This is a genomic window from Companilactobacillus nuruki (assembly GCF_002872255.1).
Classification (GTDB): Bacteria; Bacillota; Bacilli; order Lactobacillales; family Lactobacillaceae; genus Companilactobacillus; species Companilactobacillus nuruki.
The window spans coordinates 51,579-73,338 of record NZ_NIPR01000008.1 but is presented as its reverse complement, the minus strand read 5'-3'; the positions used below and the strand labels follow the sequence as shown (position 1 = coordinate 73,338).

At 33.8% G+C, this 21,760-nt stretch carries 19 protein-coding genes; 3 read left to right on the top strand and 16 right to left on the bottom strand.

Translation table 11 applies throughout. From position 1 onward, the window contains the following. The first annotated feature begins 147 nt into the window (after positions 1 to 147). A complete protein-coding gene (uhpT, locus tag CBP76_RS04340) occupies positions 148 to 1,530 on the top strand; it encodes a hexose-6-phosphate:phosphate antiporter (RefSeq protein WP_102195717.1) in 1,383 nt (460 codons plus the stop codon). A gap of 66 nt (positions 1,531 to 1,596) precedes the next feature. Here uhpT and CBP76_RS13285 read toward each other — a convergent pair whose 3' ends face one another. Then, a complete protein-coding gene (locus tag CBP76_RS13285; protein WP_174683317.1) occupies positions 1,597 to 2,256 on the bottom strand; it encodes an RlpA-like double-psi beta-barrel domain-containing protein in 660 nt (219 codons plus the stop codon). A gap of 315 nt (positions 2,257 to 2,571) precedes the next feature. Here CBP76_RS13285 and CBP76_RS04330 point away from each other — a divergent pair, with 315 nt between their 5' ends. Further along, the gene (locus CBP76_RS04330; protein WP_102195716.1) at positions 2,572 to 3,120 is read left to right on the top strand and encodes an NADPH-dependent FMN reductase; all 549 of its coding nucleotides are present in this window, start codon (positions 2,572 to 2,574) and stop codon (positions 3,118 to 3,120) included. Between the two features lie 247 nt (positions 3,121 to 3,367). On the opposite strand, the gene CBP76_RS04325 is transcribed toward CBP76_RS04330, so the two are convergent. The 7 genes from CBP76_RS04325 to CBP76_RS04295 form a co-directional block, all read right to left on the bottom strand. Then, positions 3,368 to 4,321: a DNA-binding transcriptional repressor DeoR gene (locus CBP76_RS04325; protein WP_102195715.1), complete on the bottom strand. Its 954-nt coding sequence runs from the start codon at positions 4,319 to 4,321 to the stop codon at positions 3,368 to 3,370. A 130-nt stretch (positions 4,322 to 4,451) separates the two neighbouring features. Then, positions 4,452 to 5,366: a ribokinase gene (gene rbsK / locus CBP76_RS04320; protein WP_102195714.1), complete on the bottom strand. Its 915-nt coding sequence runs from the start codon at positions 5,364 to 5,366 to the stop codon at positions 4,452 to 4,454. Between the two features lie 11 nt (positions 5,367 to 5,377). Further along, positions 5,378 to 6,394 carry an aldose 1-epimerase family protein gene (locus CBP76_RS04315; RefSeq protein ID WP_102195713.1) on the bottom strand — a complete coding sequence of 339 codons (1,017 nt, stop codon included), beginning with the start codon at positions 6,392 to 6,394 and terminating at the stop codon, positions 5,378 to 5,380. Positions 6,395 to 6,413: 19 nt separating this feature from the next. Beyond that, positions 6,414 to 7,739, bottom strand: a complete 1,326-nt coding sequence (gene fucP, locus CBP76_RS04310; RefSeq protein ID WP_245865590.1) for an L-fucose:H+ symporter permease — start codon at positions 7,737 to 7,739, stop codon at positions 6,414 to 6,416. Positions 7,740 to 7,788: 49 nt separating this feature from the next. After that, positions 7,789 to 8,436 carry a deoxyribose-phosphate aldolase gene (gene deoC / locus CBP76_RS04305; protein ID WP_102195711.1) on the bottom strand — a complete coding sequence of 216 codons (648 nt, stop codon included), beginning with the start codon at positions 8,434 to 8,436 and terminating at the stop codon, positions 7,789 to 7,791. A 348-nt stretch (positions 8,437 to 8,784) separates the two neighbouring features. Next, entirely contained in the window at positions 8,785 to 11,415 is a 2,631-nt protein-coding gene (locus tag CBP76_RS04300) for a glycoside hydrolase family 3 protein (RefSeq protein ID WP_102195710.1), read from the bottom strand. Positions 11,416 to 11,756: 341 nt separating this feature from the next. Beyond that, positions 11,757 to 11,948, bottom strand: coding sequence for a hypothetical protein (locus CBP76_RS04295; protein WP_102195709.1), 192 nt, complete (start codon positions 11,946 to 11,948; stop codon positions 11,757 to 11,759). A 79-nt stretch (positions 11,949 to 12,027) separates the two neighbouring features. Here CBP76_RS04295 and coaBC point away from each other — a divergent pair, with 79 nt between their 5' ends. Further along, entirely contained in the window at positions 12,028 to 13,218 is a 1,191-nt protein-coding gene (gene coaBC / locus CBP76_RS04290) for a bifunctional phosphopantothenoylcysteine decarboxylase/phosphopantothenate--cysteine ligase CoaBC (RefSeq protein WP_102195708.1), read from the top strand. Here coaBC and CBP76_RS04285 read toward each other — a convergent pair. The 8 genes from CBP76_RS04285 to CBP76_RS04250 form a co-directional block, all read right to left on the bottom strand. Next, entirely contained in the window at positions 13,213 to 15,096 is a 1,884-nt protein-coding gene (locus CBP76_RS04285; RefSeq protein ID WP_102195707.1) for a fructose-1,6-bisphosphatase, read from the bottom strand. The genes coaBC and CBP76_RS04285 overlap by 6 nt on opposite strands. A 173-nt stretch (positions 15,097 to 15,269) precedes the next feature. Then, complete coding sequence (locus CBP76_RS04280; protein ID WP_102195706.1) at positions 15,270 to 16,499, bottom strand: phosphopentomutase; 1,230 nt, start codon at positions 16,497 to 16,499, stop codon at positions 15,270 to 15,272. Position 16,500: 1 nt separating this feature from the next. Continuing rightward, positions 16,501 to 17,667 carry a YhfX family PLP-dependent enzyme gene (locus CBP76_RS04275; protein WP_102195705.1) on the bottom strand — a complete coding sequence of 389 codons (1,167 nt, stop codon included), beginning with the start codon at positions 17,665 to 17,667 and terminating at the stop codon, positions 16,501 to 16,503. Continuing rightward, positions 17,667 to 18,764 carry an aminotransferase class V-fold PLP-dependent enzyme gene (locus CBP76_RS04270; protein ID WP_102195704.1) on the bottom strand — a complete coding sequence of 366 codons (1,098 nt, stop codon included), beginning with the start codon at positions 18,762 to 18,764 and terminating at the stop codon, positions 17,667 to 17,669. The genes CBP76_RS04275 and CBP76_RS04270 overlap by 1 nt, the downstream gene beginning before the upstream one ends. Then, positions 18,757 to 19,641 carry a phosphotriesterase family protein gene (locus CBP76_RS04265; protein WP_102195703.1) on the bottom strand — a complete coding sequence of 295 codons (885 nt, stop codon included), beginning with the start codon at positions 19,639 to 19,641 and terminating at the stop codon, positions 18,757 to 18,759. The genes CBP76_RS04270 and CBP76_RS04265 overlap by 8 nt, the downstream gene beginning before the upstream one ends. Positions 19,642 to 19,668: 27 nt before the next feature. Then, the gene (locus CBP76_RS04260) at positions 19,669 to 20,961 is read right to left on the bottom strand and encodes a YhfT family protein (RefSeq protein ID WP_102195702.1); all 1,293 of its coding nucleotides are present in this window, start codon (positions 20,959 to 20,961) and stop codon (positions 19,669 to 19,671) included. Between the two features lie 72 nt (positions 20,962 to 21,033). Then, complete coding sequence (locus CBP76_RS04255; protein WP_102195701.1) at positions 21,034 to 21,399, bottom strand: DUF2620 domain-containing protein; 366 nt, start codon at positions 21,397 to 21,399, stop codon at positions 21,034 to 21,036. Further along, a complete protein-coding gene (locus CBP76_RS04250; RefSeq protein WP_166667173.1) occupies positions 21,392 to 21,751 on the bottom strand; it encodes a PRD domain-containing protein in 360 nt (119 codons plus the stop codon). The genes CBP76_RS04255 and CBP76_RS04250 overlap by 8 nt, the downstream gene beginning before the upstream one ends. Positions 21,752 to 21,760: the final 9 nt, after the last annotated feature.

The following is a 21,760-nucleotide window of genomic DNA, read 5'->3' as shown; positions in this document are numbered from 1 at the left end:
ACTAAATTAATTTTACAATAATTAAGATAAGGATTAAATTTTTATCCATTATATATATTAATTTAATTACTCCTTGGTATCGAACCGGTTCGATAAACTAGAATAAAGAAGAATCAAACTATTATATGTACTAAGGGGATGTTTTAAATGTTACATTATTTTGATTTGAAACGACCTGCTAAATTAGGATTATCAATCGACGAACAAAAGAGTCGTTGGTTCAGGGAATTCCTAAAATCTTTCTTGGTCGTTTTCTTTGTTTATTTCTGTATGTATTTGATTCGTAACAACCTTTCTGCGGCTCAACCTTTATTGGTTAAGCAAGGTATCTCTACAACTGCTTTAGGTTGGATCGGATATGGTTTTTCATTAGCCTACGGAATTGGTAAAACTGTTCTAGGTTATGTGGTTGATGGTAAAAATACTAAGCGGTTTATGTCATTTCTTTTGATTTTAGCCGCCGTTGTGACTTTAATCATCGGTGTTGCTTTATTGATGAATCAAGCACCAGTAGGATTAATTTTGGTTCTTTGGTCATTGAACGGTATTTTCCAATCACCTGGTGGTTCAGCTTCACTTTCAACTATCTCACGTTGGACAACTACTACTACTCGTGGTCGCTATATCGGTATTTGGAACATTTCTCATGAATTTGGTGGTGCTGTTGCTGGTGTTATCGCACTTTGGGGAGCTAATCATCTTTTTGCTGGAAATGTTGGTGGTATGTTTATTTTTCCTGCTATTATTGGTTTGATTGTCGGTTTCTGGGGACTATTCTTTGGTGCTGATGATCCTCAAGAATTAGGTTGGGATTCTAGCGAGGTCATCTTCGGTGAAAATATTTCAAAAGCGGATCAATCCGCTGCAAAGATGAGCAAATGGACTATTTTCAAGACTTTCGTTATGAAGAGTCCTTGGGTTTGGTTACTTTGTATTGCTAATGTTTTTGTCTATGTTGTTAGAATTGGTATTGTTAACTGGGCTCCATTATATACTGTCCAACAATTGCACTTTACTGTTGCTCAAGGTGCTAACACTCTTTTGTTATTCCAGCTTGGCGGTATTATTGGTAGCGTTGTTTGGGGATGGTTCTCAGATCTATTAAAGGGACGTAGAGCAATCGTTTCTATCATCTGTCTAGCATTAACAGCTTTTGTCGTTCTAGGCTATCGTTATGGAACAACCCCTATGATGATCAATACTTCTTTATTCTTCTTAGGAATGTTAATTTACGGACCTCAATTGTTGATTGGTGTTTCGGTTATTAGTTTTGTTCCCAAGAATGCCTTAAATGTTTCCGATGGTCTAACTGGTACATTTGCATATATCTTTGGTGATCTAATGGCTCAAGTTGGATTCGCTGCTATTGCTGATCCTAAGGCAAATGGTTTATCACTATTTGGGATGAATTTACATGGTTGGAACGATACATTTATCGTTTTCTACATTGCCGTAGTATTAAGTATCATTGTTTTGGCTATAATTGCTATTGGTGAGGAAAAGCGTATCCATCAACAATTGGCTAAATAAATCTTTTAAATAAAAAAGCTAGCCTAGTTAACGTTTTTAGTTAACTTGACTAGCTTTTTTCACTTCTTACCCAATGATTTCAACGGTAGCACTTGTTATTCCATATGAAGGAATCATACTGTTAGGCATTGCCATATCAATTTGGTAAGGATTATCATAGGCAAATGTCCCTGTATCGTTAACAGTTCGATAATAGACATCTCCTTGAGCTGTAGTGATCTTTAATTGAGAACCACGAGGAATTACTCCTAAATTGGTAGCAACTCCTGAATAGCCCATATCTGATCCTAAAACAGCAGGATCATAAAAACTAATTTTGAATGTACCAACATTTTTACCTGTAGATTGCATTTCTACTGGTGGCTCTGCAGCAGCTTGTGTAATAGCTTGCTGAGATTCTTCAATCTGTTCTGGTTGTGAAACTTGGATTGGTGCATGGTCTACTTCTTGGTTCGAAGTGACGTCACCCATATTTGGATCCTTTTCACTGTGCTCGATTCCAGGCATAAATTCCTTATTGCCTGATAAAGATACTTTTTTATTTAGCGTATAAGCAGCACCATTAACTGTTTTGTTTTTCAAATTGGTTAATGTTTTTTGAAAATCTGTTGTATTACTTATTTGAGTTGATGTTGAATCTGCGGCATAGGCAACAGAATATCCCATTCCCCCTGTAACTATCAAAGCCAAAATAAGTATTGCATCTAATTTAATTTGCTTTAGCAACTAATCTCTCCCCGGTTTTATGTTTACCAGATGTCACTATACAAGATGAATGTAACAAACATATTACAGCCATAATAAGAAAAATCAGTTAGGATGGTTTTCTGTAATAGTTTTGTAATCAGGATCAATTAATTGTATATAGTTTTTATTTATTTGATCTTTAGCTTAAAAACATAACTTGTGATATTTCTCTCAATGTTTTTTGTAATCGATTACTTTATTTCGTAAAAAAATATTTGTTTGCGAGAACAAATATTTGTTGAATAAATCTATTTGTGATAATTTAGAAACATCGAAAAGATGGAGGAAATTTAAATGTCAAAAAAAATTGCTGTTCTTGTAGGTAGTTTACGTAAGGGATCATATTCAAAGCAAATTGCTAAAAATCTTATGAAGTTATTCCCTAATGATTACGAACCAGAATTTGTAGAGTTTGGTAATTTGCCACTATATAGTGAGGATATTGATACACCTGAAAGTGTACCTGCTGAATATACTGAATTCAGAAATAAGATTCAATCTGCCGATGGTGTATTGTTTGTTACCCCTGAATACAACCGTTCAATTCCTGGTGGTTTGAAGAATGCCATTGATGTTGGCTCACGTCCTTACGGTGCTAGTTCTTGGGATAAGAAACCTGCTGCTGTTGTATCTGTTTCACCTGGTGCTATCAGTGGATTCGGTGCTAACCATGTATTACGTCAATCATTAGTATTCTTGAATATGCCCGTTTTACAACAGCCAGAAGCTTACATTGGTAATGTTACAAATATTCTTGATGAAGATGGCAATGTTGCTGAAGGTACTGTTGGATTCTTACAAAGTATCGTTGATGCTTACGTTGATCTTTTGAATAGATATTAATTAAAGCCATCCCAAGGATGGTTTTTTTGTTAAGGTCCTTTCGAAAAATGGATGAACATCAAGTAAAATTAATTATTAAAGATAATGGCACTACAGGATAACTATCGTATAGTTGTCGAAATTGACGATAACTGGCTGCTCACATTTGTGGGCAGTTTTTTATTTTATTTCTCTTTTTTCAAAGAACGAAAAAAAAGCATCCCTTTATAATTATCTAGAGATACTTTTCCATTATTATATTCCTAACTTAACTCTCTAAAAGTATTCGAGCAGTATTTTCATCTGTAATAAACACATTAGGATACTTTCCACGTAATGCCGCCCTAATTGATTCTATCTTCTGTTCACCACCGGCAATCAATATTGAATATTCTTTTCCTTTGAGATCATCCAAACCAATACCAATCGTTCGCTCATTGATATTTTCATCGGCAATTTCACCCTTAGAATTTATAAAACGAGAACTAATATCACCTACGGCGTTCTTTTTTAATGAATCTATTTCACTGGATTTAAGATATCCCAAATTAAATAACATTGCATCATCTCTAACTGTACCAACAGTATACAAAGCGATATTAGTTTTTTTACCCTCATCCATAATATACTTTGTATGGGTATCTTGTTTGACCAAACGACTAGTTTCAGCATTATCAAAAATAACAGGTAATGGTAAACTTTCTGCAGTGGTATGAAAAGCTGTTGCAAATTCAGAAATAATCTCACGTGCAAAATTATTTGTCTCAGAATGAGATACTCCACCCTTTAATTGAACAACCTTGACATTCTCTTGAGGATTATCTTTAGCAGACAAATTTTTAGCAACCACACTCATCGTATGTCCCCATGTAACTCCAATAGAATCGCCATCTTTGACAATACTTTCTAAATACTCAGCGCCAGCTTTTCCAATATTCTGAATTATTGTTTTATAATCCGTCGACGGAGTATATACTACAATCACTTTATCCAAACCATATTTCTCTTCAAATCTATTTTCTAAAGAAATAGCATCGTTGAATGGATCTACAATTTTTATTTGGACATAACCGTTATCCTTAGCATATTGGAGTAGGCGTGATACCGTGGGCCGAGATAGTCCCATTTCTTTAGCAATTTTACTTTGGTCATAATTACTCTCATAATAGAACCTTGCTGCCCTCAAAGACTGTTTTATTCTTTTAGATTCTGTATCTTCCATTATTAACCCACTCCTTAAATATCCTTTAAATTAAGTATATAACAATTCTTCACTTCTATTTAAGTTAAAATATAAGGCCCTCATAATCTTCTTTTGATTATGAGGGCCTTCTCCATAATTTCTATAAAAATTATACATTTACCAGTTCTTTTAGTTCAGCTTTTGTCGGATATGATTTTTGAGTCCCTTTTCTAGTAACCGTAACAGCTGCATATTCATTCGCATGCTTCAATGCTTCAGGAACACTCTCTCCCTCGGTAAAGTAATGTGCAAATGAACCAATGAATGAATCCCCAGCACCGGTTGTATCAACTGCAGCAACCTTTTTTCCTGGAATAATTTCTTCATTATCCTTATTGACCCACAAAGCTCCCTTTGAACCTAAAGTAACAATAATATTGCCAACACCTTTGTCTACCAATACATGGGCCGCCTTTTTAATTTCATCAAGATTAGTGGTTGGTAGACCTGTTAAGGTTGATAACTCAGTTTCATTTGGTGAGAAGAACTCTACCTTAGAAACATATTCTAAATTAAGATCTTTATTAGCAGGTGCAGGATTTAATAATACAGGCACTCCATATTTTACAGCTAAATCAATAGCGTGATAATTAGTTTCTAGTGGTATTTCTTGCTGCAAAACAATCAATTTAGAATTCTTAATCTGCTCTCTAAATGTATCCAATACTTCTGGCGTTAATTCATTATTTGCTCCTTTTACAACAATAATTCGATTATCTGACGATGGATCTACAAAAATTGGCGCTACACCACTATTTTTGCTTCCAACACCTATACATTTAGTATCAATACCTACTCTATGAAAATTATGTAGCTGTTGTTTCCCAAAATTATCGTGACCAACCATTGTGATCATAGCAACATCTGATCCAAGCCTTGAAGCCGCAACAGCCTGATTAGCACCTTTGCCACCGAATCCCATTTCAAAATCAGGAGCACTAACAGTCTCACCTTCAACTGGCATCTTATCCAAATAGGTAATCAAATCAATCATATTAGATCCAATAACTGTAATATCACTCATTATTTCTCCTCCTACTTTTCTAACCCAGTTGTTACGCTAAATTTGCGTTCTTCAAGTGGTTTCAAGAAAATTAATGTTCCTGCTTTTTCAGCGGCGTGATAACCTTCTGGGCGACTTGTTCCAGGTAAAGCAAATGCAGCAACCTGTTGATCAGCATTATAAAGAATCCAGCGAGTTACAATTGGAAATTCTGTGGTATGAATCTTAGTTAAGAAGTTCTTTCCATTTTTCAAGTTCATTCTAAATTCTGCAGTATCACTATACTGAGTTAAATCATCCGTAAAGAAGACAATTTCTGGATCATAGCGACTTGAATCATCTAATTTATTAATAACTTTTCTAGATTTTTTCAATTCTTCGTTATATGCCAACCATTCTTTTGTTGGATGAACATGTGAAGGAACTGATTCTCTGAGCTTAAATGTTCCATCAGGTAATGAATCAGTCAATTCAGCATTATCCCCGTATGCATAATTCATATGGCACATATATTGCAGAGGCATTTCTTGAGATTTAGAAAGATTAGTTACACTCATCTTAATATCAAACAATCCACTGCCTTTATGCATAACTACACTTGGCTTTGCCATATAATGATGTCCAAAGCCTTTTACATATTCAAAACTACTTCCAATAGTAATCTGACCATCTTCAACATCTAAATAAGCGTTGCTCATTTTTGAGGTTGGAAATTCGCCATGTAATTGATAATGATCTTCTGGACCAGGTGTTCCATTGCCTAACAGACCAGACGAGAATTGAAAACAGCCATAAGTGTCAGCAATTCCCTTACCTGGAAGCGGTTGAGAGAACATATCTTTCATTTTTAAAGACTCACCATCAAATACTGCATCCCAGATAATCATTCCCATATATGGAAGCAATGTTAAATGTCCACGTGAATTTTTTACATCTAATCCCTCTACTCCAGAAGGATAGACAAATGATTCTACTGAAAAATCATCATTTTCCAAAATAGTAAATTCTTTTTCGTTAAATAATCTGTGTTGTAAATGTATTAGTGTCATTTTTTAAATCTCCTATTAATTACAAGTTATTATGTCTAATTTGATCAATTGCATAGAATAATACGACAACGAAACTTACTAACGAAACAACAAATGAATATGACATTGATTTAAAAGCATCTGCAGCCAATCCCTGAATCAATGGAATAAATGATCCACCGACAATTGACATGACAATAATTGCTCCCGCTGTTTCTGTATGACGTTTATCTTTAACTGTATCCAGAGTTTTGGAATAAATAGTTGCCCAACATGGTCCAAATAAACCACTTGTTATAATCGCTGCATAAACGGCAGTCATGTTATGGACAAAAATAATATAGAGCAATGTAGCAATACCAACTACACTGAATCCAGCCAAAATCCTTGATGGGGAATACTTTTTCATTAATACATTAGCGACCATTTTACCAACGAAGAAAGCGATGTAACTATAGATCATAAACGTTGAGGCATCACGTTCATTGATACTTCCATTTAAAGACATGGCCAGTCGAATTGTGTATGACCACACGGCTGTTTGCATGCCAATATACATAAATTCCGTACAGATTCCCTTAACAAACTCTTTATTATGTATTAAATAGTTAATCGTTTCCGAAATCTTAGCGGCCTTTACGTCATTCCCCTTTGGCTTACTATTAGGAAATTCTGTTAGAGCAAAAAGAATAATACCTACAATTAAAACAATAATGATGTATTTATAAGGTAACAGCGTTTTTTGTAAAGCCTGTTCACCAAAGGCAATCTTTTGTGCCCCAGACATACCAGCCATTTGTTTTTCAAGACTAGCTCCTGAACCAAAGATCATATATTTTCCCATCAAAATACCACTGACAGCACCAATTGGATAAAAGGTTTGCGATATATTTAACCTGAGAGTTGATGTGCTCTGCGGTCCAAGTAGTGAACTATATGTATTTGCTGATGTTTCCAAGAAGCTCAAGCCAATTGCAATTGCAAAAAGAGCAACTAAGAAAACACTGTACGTTGCCATTGTTGATGCTGGGAAGAATAGCATGCAACCCATGGTGTAGAATAATAGTCCAATTAAAATTGCGATTTTATACGAAGTCTTTTTAATAACTAATGAAGCAGGAATAGCAATCAAGAAATAACCACCATAGAATGCGCTTTGTACAAAGGCACTAGCAAAGTTACTCAATGTAAAAATTGTTTTGAATTGTGTAATTAGAATATCATTTAAGCTGGCAGCAGCGGCCCACATAGGGAATAAACATGATAATAGAATAAATTGGAAAATAGGAATTTTATTTAAATATCCATCATCTGTTTGCTCTGCATTTAACTTAAACAAATGAAACCTTTTCTTTTCAGTCGTCATTGTATTTGGACTATCCATCTACTTAATCCTCCATTTTATGAACTAACTTCTATCCATTAACAATCTTGATACTTGCACTTGTTCCTAGTCTTGTAGCACCGGCTTCAACCATGGCCTCCGCTTCTTCTTTGGAATGAATACCACCAGAAGCTTTAACGCCAATTGCATCGCCAACAGTTTCTTTAAGTAATTTAACATCCTCTACTTTGGCTCCAGAAGTTGAGAATCCTGTTGAAGTTTTTACAAAATCAGCATTAGCATCCATAACTAATTTGGCTGCTTTAACTTTTTCTTCATCGGTTAATAATGCTGTTTCAATAATTACCTTTACGATTTTATTTTCAGAATGTCCTGCATCTACAACTGACTTAATATCTGCTTCAACAGCTTCTAAATTATTTCCTTTAAGTTCACCGATATTTAATACCATATCAATTTCATCAGCACCATCATCCATGGCTTTTTTTGCCTCTGCAACTTTGATATCAGTAGTGTTTGCTCCCAAGGGAAATCCAATAACAGTTGCAGTATGAATATCAGTTCCAACTAGTTCTTCATGCGTATGTTTTACCCAGTATGGATTAATCATTACTGAGGCAAAATTATGTTCTTTAGCCTCTTGGATAACTTTATCTACTTGTTCTCTTGTTGCTTCTGGTTTTAGTAATGTGTGATCAATATATTTTGAAAGTTCCATGATTATGAAACCCCTTTCATAAATTTATGATTACAGCATATCAGTGATTTTTTCATTTGTAAACCGTTACAAAGAAAATATGTTCATGGATAATTGACTATTTGTAAAATGATCAATATTTACAATTGTAAAATCATTGATATATCAAAATTTATAGATTTCTCAATAAAAACTTTGTGAATTTAAAACTTTTATTCACTTCACGCACTTTTTATCGTTATAACGATAGTTTTTAGACAAATATAACCTTTCTGTTCAAAATAAATAGCCTCTAGTAATCATAGTTTGATTACTAGAGGCTATTTATCTTATACTCGAAATCTGTATATGTTTATCCACATTCAAAATTTAAAATTTCAATTTCAAAACAACTTTTAATACATTAATAGCTGATTTTTGTAAATCCCCCAAATATAGGTCATTATTATCCTTCCATTTACCTGTTAAAAGAATATGTTGATCATCAACGATTTGACCTTCTCGATTATAGACCCATTCTTTTACTTTATCATGTAACTCTGATGAATCATCTACCCGTAATTTAACAACAACCGGACCATCAGCTTCAATGACAAAATCATTCCACATTTCTTTTTCTACAAATTTCTTTTTCAACATATCATAGGATTTCTTAATTCTGATATTTCCTTGTTCATCAAGATCTGGACCTAGATCACTCACAGAACTTAACAATTCAGACTTCGAATCTCCTGGCATAATCAAATCATTGCCGGCATGCATGCTTTTTTTAGGATCGGCAGAACTAAACCAGTCAGTCATAACCAATCCATCAAAATTCCATTCATCCCTTAAAATATTTGTTAACGAATCAAAATTTGCACCTGAAAATATTCCATTGACTCGATTATATGAAGACATAATGGCAACTGGGTATCCCAACTTCACTGCAATTTCAAAATTGCGTAAATAGATTTCTCTTAAAGCTTGCTCACCAATCACGCTATTACCATAATTACGATGACTTTCTTGATTATTACCCAAAAAATGCTTTAAAGTAACACCAAGTTTTTCATGTGCTTGAACACCCTTAGTTTCATAAGCGGCCATTGTTCCTGAAAGATAAGGATCTTCTGAGAAGTATTCAAAATTGCGACCACCAAGTGGATCACGGTGAATATTCATACCTGGTGCTAACCAAAGATCTACACCAAATTCTTCCATTTCATTTCCGATTGCAAAGCCTATTCTCCTAATCAAGTCCTTATTCCAAGTCTGAGCCAAAGCCGTTCCTATTGGCCAAGCAGTAGCATAGTGAGTAATAGTTTGATTATTTTTTTTGAAAATTGGATCAACTCTGATTCCTGCTGGACCATCTGACATTACTATCGCTGGAATCTTTTTTTCAGAAATAGATCCCGTTTGTCCAGCTGCACCTGGTACTAGATCAGAAGATACTCCTACTACACCATTATCGTTACTTGATAATTGTCCTTCAACAATACTTATCAATTGCTTTTCAGAAAGACTGGCAACTAACTCAGCTAATTCAACCTCACCATTAGCTACATCTCGCAAAGTTTTACCAGAGGCATTTCTAACTTCCTCGACAACCTCATCAAGTCCCTTCCCTGGCAAAGAATCTCTATTAGCCACAAACGTTGTTACATCGGATTCTTCCTGATATTGAACAAAGTCAGTATCTGGAAAATTTACCGATTTTAAAATAAAGAACGGTACATGTTTAGCCTGCTCTAACTCAACTTGATTCTCTATTAAAGTCGTTGGATCAATCCGTGGTTTCAAGGAATCATTGACCATTTTAAGAATAACTTTTTCATCTAGTTTGAAAGAGGCCACTATAGATGTATTTTTAGAACTATTTCCAACTCTAACTAAGTATGTTCCAGGTACCAAGATATAAGCTTTTAACTCTGAATCAAAGACACTTAAATCTTTTATAGGAATTTCAAAATTTAAAACCTGTTGCGATTTAGGTCTCAAAACTGTTGTTTTTTGATAATCTATCAAATCTTGATAAGGAGTTGACAGTTCAGTTTGTGGTTTTGAAACATAAACTTGAACAGTTTCCTGACCAGAGAAATGCTTGCTTATATTCTCAACTTTTACTTGTAAGCGAAGACGTTGTTCGTTGATATTTATTTTCTGTGTATCAATAAAGAATTTGGCGTAACTCAAACCAAATCCAAATTCAAATCTTGGTTTAATATTAAAGCTATCAAAGTAACGATAACCCACATAAATTCCTTCAACATATTCAGGATTCGACATCCCAAAATTCTCTGAGGTTGGATAATCATTATAAGAATAAGCCCAAGTATCAGTTAATTTACCTGAGGGAGTCCTTGTACCATCAAGAACATCAGCAACAACATCACCACTAACCATTCCCAACTGTGAAACTAAAACAACACTGTCTAACAAAGGACATTGATCAATGAAACTCGTATCTATAACTCCACCTACATTTAATAAAACAATACTATTATTATAATATTCACTCATTTGCTTAATATTAGATAATTCGTTATCAGTCAGCTTAAAGTCGCCCTTATGATTCCGACGATCATAATTTTCACCGGAACTACGAGAAATGACATAAATACCAGTTGAAGCATCCTCAAAGTCAGCAATCTCTGGATCTTTAAAATTAAAGGCAGGTGCCAATAAGGCCATCGGATCATCCTTTAACTTTTCCTGATAAAGTGTCTTTTCTTGTTGATAAAAACGTTGCAACCTTATTAACCAAGATTTTGTTACAATATCAAAACCGTGATTCTCTAATCCATCCATAATATTAATTACATTTCGTTGATTAACATCGCCAGATCCAGTGCCACCCTTTACTGTAGCGAATGCCCCACTACCATACAAAGCAACGGTTTTATTCTTTAAAGGCAAAATATTATTTTTATTTTGCAATAAAACAATTGCCTCTTGAGCAGCTTGTTTAGCCAATTCTATATTCTCAAGTTCACGTTGTGAGATTTCATTTTCCATCTAAAATCACTCCTTTGGTGGAAATATACTTAATTTAATTTTACACTTCTGAGCAACAAAAAAGTGATTGTAACGGTTATTGTTCTTTCTTAAGATTGCAATAAGTATGATTAGTTCTATTCTAAGTTTTTAAATATTCAAAAATAGTCTGTATTGATATCAATCAATGTTCTTTTTGAACGAGATTGAAAATCAATACAGACTATTTATTTTGAATAAAAATTTATACAACAATTATTTAACCTGGAACAAAATTTGAAACCGGCTCCGTCTAGAAAAAGTGAAAGCTTGGGAATCACCCCCAAAATCTTTAGACTGAATAGTAATCTTTGTAGAACCACCTATTTTTTAAAAACGTATTTTCTTAAAATATATTTATGAATGATAAATAATATTAATAATAAAATCAGACCAATTAACACTTCGCTAAAAATAAAATTCCAACCCAAAGCTTGGAAAATATTAAGTAAAGGATTATTAAAAATCGAAATTAGTAATAAAAACAAAATAATATCGGCTGTAAAAATATTCATAGTTCCCTCCTGATACATGAATAATATCATACTCCAAAACAGGTATAATAATAGTAAGAAAAATTTCTGAGGTGAAAAAATGATTAAAGACAAACATATTGCTCTCTACGTAACTGGTGGCATTGCTGCCTATAAATCATTGAACGTCGTACGTGAATTGATAAAAAAAGATGCACAGGTTCAAGTTATCATGACAAAAGCCGCTCAAGAATTTGTCACACCACTAACATTTGCCACGCTAAGTCAACGACCAGTCATTACAGATAATTTTACACCACAGACTAGTCCTAATGATTTTATACCCCATATTAAACTAGCTTTATGGACCGACCTAGCCGTCGTTATTCCGGCAACAGCCAATATTATTGGAAAAATTGCTAATGGTTTAGCTGATGATATTGTTTCAACTAGTATACTCGCTACTAAGGCCAAGAAATTAGTATTTCCTGCTATGAATACTGATATGTATAATAATTTTGCAGTTAAAAATAATCTGGATATCCTTAAGAAAATGAACATCCAAGTCATCCAACCTGCTACTGGTTTCTTAGCTGAAGGAATGACCGGTAAGGGTCGTCTACCCGAATTGCCGGAAATCGTGACCGCGATTGAGAATAATTTTATCGACAAGAAATTAACAGGCAAAAAAGTTATTGTTACCGCTGGTGGTACCAAAGAAAATATTGATCCGGTCAGGTATATTGGTAATCGTTCATCCGGAAAAATGGGACTTGCAATGGCCGAAGTTGCTAGAGATTTAGGCGCAGATATTACTTTGATTACTACTGTAGAAACTGATTTAACAGATATTGAAATTATTAAAGTACAAACGGCTGCTGAAATGATGAAAAAATTACAAGATAGATTTGATACTATCGATGTCTTAGTAATGGCCGCTGCCGTAGCTGATTTCAAACCAATTAACGTGGCTGATCAAAAAATCAAAAAAAATGACAATGAAGATATCTTCACCATCAAATTAACAAAAAATCCCGATATTCTAAAAACAGTTGCTTCCACCAAGACACATCAATTTGTAGTCGGTTTTGCAGCCGAAACCCAGAATCTACTTGCAAATGCTGAGAAAAAATTGGCAAGTAAAAATGCCGATGTTATTTTAGCCAATAATGTTTCTGAAAATGGTGCTGGTTTTAACGTCGATACTAATAAAATCACCCTTTTACAAAAAGATCACGAGCCTGATTCTTGGCCTTTGATGTCTAAGGTCGATGTGGCAAAAAAATTCTGGGGGTTTTATATTAATTTATAAACGTTTTTTCAATTCAATTATTTGCCATCGTAATTTTTCTCCAATATCGGTTTCCGCAACGGTCTTTCGATGAACGGACTGTTCAATCACCCGCTTAGTCGAAACAACATCCGTCATATCTTTAATAGCTCTTTCTCGAGTAGTAAATGGTTCATTGGTAACTAGTTGTAAACCATATGAATTTGATAACAACGTATATCCACCAATACCAGTAGTTTTATGATACGGCTTAGACATTCCACCATCAATAACAAAAATTTTTCCATTAGCCATGATTGGTGAGGTTCCTGCTTTAACTGGAGTATGTCCATTGATAATATGACCATCACCTTCTAAGCCAAAATCACTAAATAATTTATCTGCAAACCATTCTTCTTTACGCAATGAATAATATGGATTTAATTTTTCGATTTGAAGATTCTTATCATTAATAAAATATCTCTCAAATGTCGTCATTTTGTCTTTACCAAAAAGTGGCGACATTTTTCCTGTCCATAAATACCAAATAACATCTTTTTTAAAATCATCGCTAGACGAAGGGTTTTTCAACGACTCTCGTATTATTTTATCAAAATAATCAAACAAAGACTTTCCAAAATAGGCTTTTCCACCTATCTTCCATGCCAATAAATTGCCGTCACTATCGACTGGTACACAGCCATGTAATAGCAAATTACCATTATATTTCAAATACATCGATCCATTATCAATTAAATATTGAATATGTTTTCGCAATTTATTAGAGTTTGTAAATTGTGAAATCAATTCATCAATCAATTGAGTTTCTTCCTTAGTCAATTGATATGGATCATTCGGATCTACTAGTTGAAAACATCCACTTTGGATAGGATAATCCTTCCCATCAATAGTGATGGATTTTTTATCTGGGGATAACTTATCCAATAGTAAACGATTTTCCATTTGAAATTCCGGATTTCTAGCAATTGCTTGTCCTTCTAGCTTAAACTGCATTATCGAAATTGCCTGTTGTAAACAATTATCAATTCTCGATTTCTCTTCAGAAACCTGTTCATCCGTGTCAGACCTGGGTTTAAATGCTTCTAAAGGTGTGTAATTCTTTGTCGCAAAATCAATAATATTTGATAAATTAATCTGGTAGGAATCGGTCAAAATTGCTAAATTGTCATATCTGGCACAAATTCTCATTAAATTTAGCATGCATAACCTTGAACCAGCCACACTTCCCATCCACAAAATATCATGGTTTCCCCATTGAAAATCAAAATTTTGCCAGTGCCTAGCCAAATGTTCAATAATAAAATCTGGATGTGGTCCACGATCATAAATATCACCAATAATATGAACCTGATCTACTACCAATTTCTGAATTGAATGGCAAGTTTCGATAATAAAAGCATCAGCCATACCTAAATCTATAATATTATCCATAACTTTCTGGTAAGAAAGTTGCTTTGTTTCCATGTTAGTATCAGCATAAAGCAATTCCTCGGTAACATAAACAAAGTCTGGATCAATTGCTTTTCTAACTTTAGATCGGGTATATTTATTCGACGTATACCTTAACATCTCAATTAAGTTATTGAAAGTATCCATATACCATTGAATTAAACGTTCATGGTCAGTTAATTCTAATTTGGTAGTTTTTAAAATTTCTGAAGGATAATAGATCAGAAAAGCTAATTTCTTTTGACTAGCAGCGGATAGTCTTCCAGTAAACACTTCTGCTATTTTTTGCTTGGTATTCCCAGACCCATTTCTCATAATATGAGCAAACTCATCATACTCACCATGGATATCGCTAATGAATAATTCTGTTCCTTTAGGCAAATTTAAAATTGCTGATAAGTTTATTATTTCTGATTTTATTTCATTAATGGTTTTTAAATCTTTTTTCATTTATTTGTATAGACCTTTCATGTATAAAAATCAATTTAAAGCCTTTATGACGATACATTTGAAACTATACCATTTATAGTAAACGATTCCAAGCAAAGTAAAAAAGAACAAAAAATCATCTTTAAAATTCGGATGATTTTTTGTTCTTTTTATAGTCCTACATATCTATTCAATCAATCGCCAATATCAGTACCATCAACGATTCTATGTAAGAAACTCTTTCCATTTTCAGGATAATCAACTCCAAAATAATCTGCACCAGTGGCTCCCACATCAGAAAGAGTTGACCGATCGCCAACATACTTATTATGAGTTCCTTCTTTATAAATCAACAACGGGGTACGTTCACGAGTGTGTAAAGTAAATCCAATCGTTGGATCATCTCCATGATCAGCCATAATGATTAAAATATCATCACCCGTATATAGTGGCAACAACTCTCCTATTTTTTTATCTGCCTTTTCTAAAACATCAGCATAACTTACAGCATCTTCCGCATGGCCTGCTAAATCTGTCTCCTGAATATTCATAAATAACAAACCGTTAGTCATATCTTTCGATTGCTCAATAAACTTATCAAATAAATAGTTTGTATCAACACCTGGAAATTTTCTGTCGGTATTAACATTAATAATATCAGCAGTTTTACCAACTAAAGCAACATCAATGTTTGATCTATGAAGAATTTGTGGTAATTGTACTTTGGGATTAATACCATACCCCAAATGAATAACATGATAATCTTTATTATAAACTCCTGATTCAGGCGCAGACACACCTACATACTTTCCATGTTCAACTTTACGAGCATTTAAAATATCTTTAAGTGTCACCTCTCTGCCACCAAAAGCAATAACACGAGAAACTTTTACCACACTTCTTACGGATTCACCTAGTTTAGTTATTTCCTCAAAAGACATTTTATCAAGAGTGGCTGTCACATTATACACTTGGCCAGGATCAGCCTCTAAATTATCCCCAACAGTTGCACAATCATTTACTATTAATACCTGATAACCATCATCGCCATATCTTTTTACATCAAAACCATCTTCTTTTATTTGTGATTCTACAATATCAATAACTTCATTAAATGGCTGTAATAATGGCATTTTAGGCTTTGTTCCCATGATTTCCTGGTGGGCCAAATAAGAATCAGCACCATGGTGCATCAGGTTTGAAGTTCCCCAATTGGCAGTATTAGAGAACTTATTTTCTCCTCTTTCTTCACCAATTGTATTCATTAATCCTAATTTAATTAAATTTGGTATTTTTATTTGTGGAACCGCTTTAATTATATTTAAAGCAGTATTAGATCCAATATCATTAGGACGAACCTTGGAAACATCGTCCATAGCTCCGACACCAAAACTATCTAATACAATAACTCCAAACTTTCCCATATTATTTAACCCCCTTTGGTAATTCTCTTCCTTGACTGTCATAGAGACCAACTAATTTTGGACTTCCCTTATGTAATCCTCTTACTAAGGCAACTGTACTTCTTGTCACAAAGATTTGTGTTCTTGTTGACATAATCACAGGTAATCCTGACTTAAATTTTTTATTTAATTCCAAGTAATAATCGATACTTGAATTATCTAATGCTAAAACCTCGGCTGAATGAACTTTATCTCCATCTTTTACAATCGCATTTTTAAGGTGTCCTCTTCTGTAGTATCCGCCACCATATATGTAACTATGATCGTTATAACTATGAGAGATTTCGCTTACATAACAATATGCAGGTTTTTCTGGAAGATCTTTTAATGCATGCATTGGGGTTGTTCCCGTTAATGAATGTCCTGGTTCTCCTTCAGTACCACCGAGTTCTTTAATCAACTTAATAGATTTTGTGGCTGTTGCCGAAGGTAAACTTATAACCGAACAATCAGCATTATGTTTTTTAAATATCTTTTTTGCCTCTTCAACTGTCTGTATATTTGAAGTTGATCCATAACTACATGTTTTCTCATCAAAAAGTACGGCTGGAAAAGTTGTAATCCCTACAATTTCTATATTCGATAAACTTTTTAATTTCTCAAACTGATCATCTAATTCCTTTAAGGTAAACCCACCCACTTGACCTGGATAAATATCATCCCTAGTATCTTGAACTTTCAAAATCACCTTTTGTTTTTTATCAACCGCCCTAGCAGTATCATTTAAATCTCTAGTATTTTCCAAAGAATAGGTTGTAAAGTACTTTGTTCCATAGTTAACTATTTTCTTTAAAAATTCTTTTGGTATCTGGACTAAATGACCAACATTTCCTAATTTGAGATTATTCTCCATAAATACTTCTGCTTCTCTATAATCAACAACAACTGCATTTTCTATTCCTGCCATCTCAATTTCTTTAGCTATAATTGGATTTCTTCCCAATTGTTTGGTCATATAAAGTAACTCGATACCATATTTTTTTGCTTCAGAAACAATCTTCTTTGTATTCTCATGAATCATATCCAAATCAATCACATATGTATCTGGTAAAATTTGTCCAGTTTCATGTAATTCAAATGCAAAATCAATTAATTCTGGGTTTTGTTTTTCAAGTTGTTTAAGAAACATTATTTCACCACCTTATTGATACTTTCCTTTAAAATTCGGATTATCGTATCCGCTCCACATCTATATGGATTGATTCGAATTGTGGTTTTAAGTAGTTCAGGATCATATTCTCTAAATGTTCCGGAAACTCGATAAAACATAGGAACAATTTCATATTTAGATTCGGCCCCAACTGGATTTGGTGCCGCTCCTAAAGAATTTGTATATTTTAATATTTCCTGCGCAATTGGATGATCAAATTCTACTAATAAAACTTTTGATTGGGCATTAGCCACATAAGCATAAGATATTTCAGGGATTTCATTATTATTTAATCGCTCTACTAATTCGCTAACCACGTTAGCTTGATTGGCTAAAGCAACCGGCGCATAAGTTAATCCCCTTAATACATCGAGTGCCTCATGTCCTTGTACTTGTGAACCTCCGGAATAATTTTCTTTTCTTAACTTATCCAATTCTTTTTTATTTCCAACAATACAGCCTATTCCTTCTGGACCTAATAATTTAAAAGTAGAGAAACAACTTAAATTTGCACCTAACTCAACCCCAATTTTTTTTACCTTCATTACGGCATAATTATCATCTGTAATTATCGGAGTATTGGGATAATTAGATTTAAAATATTTAATAATATTTTTCATAGAATATGAATCTTCAGGTTGTTGACGTGTATATTGAATCAAAATTGCTGAAACATTTTTAATTAAGGGTTCTTTTTCAATATTGTTGTAATCTATTTCCTTAGCCTTAATTCCCATACTGTCGATTGAAACTTTAGTTGTAGGGTAAATCGGTGCCTTGTGAACCAAAAGGGTACTTCCTGGATTCAAAACTGAATGCAATGCCATTCTAATAGCCGCTGTTCCTGAACCACGTACTAACATTGCTGATTCAGTTCCAAAGTAATCTGCCAATACGTCTTCTACCTTTTTCGTATACTTTGGTTGATTCAATCCGGGAACTACACCCAAGTCACCACGACTTAATAATTCATTTCCCGAAAAATGTCTTGTCATAATATCAACTAAACAAAATTGTTTTTTTAAGGCTTCTTCAACTGAAATGCTTTCTAGAGGATACGTTTTAAATTTAGGCATTAAAATCACCATAGATTCTGTGGGGATTATCATTCATCATTTTATTGATGAATTTTTCTGAAACGCCACCATCTTCAAGTTCAGGGATAAAACTATCCAATAGATAGGAATATCCATTTCCACCGTTTTCCTTCAGATGTGATTTTCTGGTAATATCCATTGACATGACAACTTGGTCTTCATATCCTCCTTCTTCGATATCTTTAAGCATCTTTACCCTGATCGAATCAGCCAAATAATTATTCTTACCAATAGTATCAAATTCAACATTAATACCTGTTTTAAGCATATCAATGACATATTCAGAACTTGCAGATAAATCTACATGACCAATAACAATTTTACTTAGATTGGCATTATTTCTTTGGAAATAACGTACTTGCTCATGACCCAATGTACCAATAGATGTATGAGTACTAATTGGACAACCTGTTTCTTTTGAAGCAATTACTGCTGCATCAAATACCTTGCCCTCACCTTCTGTCCATTTACCTTGAGTAGTAGCAATTTCGCCAATAACTCCAGCTTTTATATCTGTTCCCTTGATTCCGACTTGAATATCTTTAATCATTTCTTCTGCTAATTGATTTATCGATAATCTATAAACTTCAATTGGTAAAAAAGCATCTTGATAAAATCCCGTTGATTGAACTATATTGATTCCAGACTCCTTAGCAACTCTTTGAGCATAAGGAATATTTCTCCCCATACCTCTATTAGTCATATCTATAACATTTCTTACACCTTTAGAATATAAATCCTTAAATTCTTCAATCACTAAATTTTGCGAATCAAGATGACAATCTTCATTATGCTTAACTTCTGATAAATCAATTGGAATATGCTCATGTGAATAAACCATACCAGGTACTAACATATTAATTTCCTCTTTCCATGTAATTAATTAAAATAGCATTATTATTCTTAACAAATTTAATAAAACACCAAACGCAATTGTTGCAATTGGTCCTACAGCCATATCTACTAAAGGTTTCTTAGCCTTCCTGTTTAAAAGCCAGAATCCAATAACCCAAAAGAAACCAATATTGGCAGCCATCTTATTACATGCAATCGCTGCACCAATTAATAAGGCAATTGCAATAGTATCTTGCAATGATGTTCTAATATGTTCTCCCATATCTCTTAAACCTGGGAATTTATCCAATCCTTTAGCAGTAGCTGCTAATAATTGAACCTCAATCCACATCCAAACAAATCCAGCAATAAAAGCAACAATTGGTTGACCTTTTAGCAACAAACCAAGTGCGAAGATGATGGTTGTACCAGCCATTCCATAAACACCAGTTACAATAGCAGTTGAAAATACCAACGGAATAAACCCAATTGCACGAGCAAATGTTGCAATTGCTGCCTCCATGATTTGATTCTTAACCAATAATTGTTGTGGAAGAACATCAACGGCAATAATCAACATACTTGATGCGGCTGTTATTAATCCACCCATTATTGACAACCAGATCCAGTTTCCTTTAATACGACCAACACGCTTTGAGAAGACATTCACTAAACTAGCATTAGAGTTGCCTTCGCCTTTAATTTGTGCTGCAAAGTAAATCATACAGATCATCGCAACCAACAAAGCCATGCCAATAGCATTCAAAGTAATTGTGTATTTTCCAGCTTTAAAAGTACCAAATTTAGTTGCCAACAGGTATGCTAGAAATGTTAAACCAAATGTGATAAATCCCTTTTTGGGACTATGTTGACTTGCAACTGCAAGAGCCGGAAAAGCACAGAAAGCTAATAGAATGGGACCACTCATTAATGAAAGCGCAGGTAAAAAGTTGAATGGTAGCATTTTAAATAATGCAACAATTGATGACAGTCCGAATAATAATCCTGCTCCATAAACCGCTCCGACAACACCGGCTAATGCAGTACCCCATTTATTATCTGGTGTCCAAGTTCCAATAACATCGGCAGCCAATAAGATACTATGAGCCACCAAAATTGTTGAACCGATTGAAACTGGAATACCAAACCCAATAATTAACCCAAAACTGACGGCAAAACTGGTTGCTGCTAGTTCTTTTCTGGTAATTTTTCCTTCAATATACTCTGGCATAATTGGTCTTAATCCATCGTTAAACACTGCAATACCGCGATTTGCAAGAATCGAACCAACTCCACCAACAGCAGCAATTAATATATAATTAATTAGCGTTGTAATATTCATTTTTGCATCATCCTTTTTTATTATTCAATATACTGAATAATGTATATTGAAATATAGATAAACGTTAGTTTTTTATTTCACTAAATATTTCACTAGAATCGGTAATACTGTATCTTTAGTATTAATTGTGAACCCAAATGCTATCTTGCCTTTGTTGGTAATCTCCTCTGCAATTACATCCTCAGTTAATACTTTCGATGGTGATGCTACTGTCAATGTTTTATCAGAACCCAATAATGCTGTTGCCATCGCTAATGCTCCACCTGCTCCAGTCTCACATGCTCCAATATAATAATCTGCTTCATTATTCTGAATAGCCATTGCTGCATCTAAATCGTTCTTAATTGTTATTTCAACATCTTTATCACCAATAAGTCTTACTAACGAAGCTTTTATATCGTCTTTTCCCATTTGTCCGCCAATAACAATTTTAATCATTTTGATTTCTCCTTAATATATTTAATATATGAAGTAAAATATATTGTGTTTCACTCTCTGTAAACTCGACTGGTGCTTTTGATTTTAAATCATTCCAAGTAGATTCAGCAACTTTATACTCTGGTTTGTTTATAATTTGTTGCCACAACTCATCTGGCATTCTATCGACATTTTCAGAATTTATCATTCTATTTATAGCAACCGATAAGTGAATCAACAACATTTCGTTATCATTGCTATAAAAATTTGATTCAAAATAAGTATCAACATCTGTGACAAAATCAAATGAATCCTGATCTAGCTTGCCTACCCTGTTCAAAACTTTTAATTTTTCTTCAGTAGTTTCTTTCAAACATATCAT

What these genes read in the sequence shown, in the direction of transcription:
- uhpT (WP_102195717.1), top strand. Translation starts at nt 148, where the DNA reads ATGTTACATTATTTTGATTTGAAACGACCTGCTAAATTAGGATTATCA.
- CBP76_RS04330 (WP_102195716.1), top strand. Translation starts at nt 2,572, where the DNA reads ATGTCAAAAAAAATTGCTGTTCTTGTAGGTAGTTTACGTAAGGGATCA.
- CBP76_RS04325 (WP_102195715.1), bottom strand. Translation starts at nt 4,321, where the DNA reads ATGGAAGATACAGAATCTAAAAGAATAAAACAGTCTTTGAGGGCAGCA.
- rbsK (WP_102195714.1), bottom strand. Translation starts at nt 5,366, where the DNA reads ATGAGTGATATTACAGTTATTGGATCTAATATGATTGATTTGATTACC.
- CBP76_RS04315 (WP_102195713.1), bottom strand. Translation starts at nt 6,394, where the DNA reads ATGACACTAATACATTTACAACACAGATTATTTAACGAAAAAGAATTT.
- fucP (WP_245865590.1), bottom strand. Translation starts at nt 7,739, where the DNA reads ATGACGACTGAAAAGAAAAGGTTTCATTTGTTTAAGTTAAATGCAGAG.
- deoC (WP_102195711.1), bottom strand. Translation starts at nt 8,436, where the DNA reads ATGGAACTTTCAAAATATATTGATCACACATTACTAAAACCAGAAGCA.
- CBP76_RS04300 (WP_102195710.1), bottom strand. Translation starts at nt 11,415, where the DNA reads ATGGAAAATGAAATCTCACAACGTGAACTTGAGAATATAGAATTGGCT.
- CBP76_RS04295 (WP_102195709.1), bottom strand. Translation starts at nt 11,948, where the DNA reads ATGAATATTTTTACAGCCGATATTATTTTGTTTTTATTACTAATTTCG.
- coaBC (WP_102195708.1), top strand. Translation starts at nt 12,028, where the DNA reads ATGATTAAAGACAAACATATTGCTCTCTACGTAACTGGTGGCATTGCT.
- CBP76_RS04285 (WP_102195707.1), bottom strand. Translation starts at nt 15,096, where the DNA reads ATGAAAAAAGATTTAAAAACCATTAATGAAATAAAATCAGAAATAATA.
- CBP76_RS04280 (WP_102195706.1), bottom strand. Translation starts at nt 16,499, where the DNA reads ATGGGAAAGTTTGGAGTTATTGTATTAGATAGTTTTGGTGTCGGAGCT.
- CBP76_RS04275 (WP_102195705.1), bottom strand. Translation starts at nt 17,667, where the DNA reads ATGTTTCTTAAACAACTTGAAAAACAAAACCCAGAATTAATTGATTTT.
- CBP76_RS04270 (WP_102195704.1), bottom strand. Translation starts at nt 18,764, where the DNA reads ATGCCTAAATTTAAAACGTATCCTCTAGAAAGCATTTCAGTTGAAGAA.
- CBP76_RS04265 (WP_102195703.1), bottom strand. Translation starts at nt 19,641, where the DNA reads ATGTTAGTACCTGGTATGGTTTATTCACATGAGCATATTCCAATTGAT.
- CBP76_RS04260 (WP_102195702.1), bottom strand. Translation starts at nt 20,961, where the DNA reads ATGAATATTACAACGCTAATTAATTATATATTAATTGCTGCTGTTGGT.
- CBP76_RS04255 (WP_102195701.1), bottom strand. Translation starts at nt 21,399, where the DNA reads ATGATTAAAATTGTTATTGGCGGACAAATGGGAAAAGACGATATAAAA.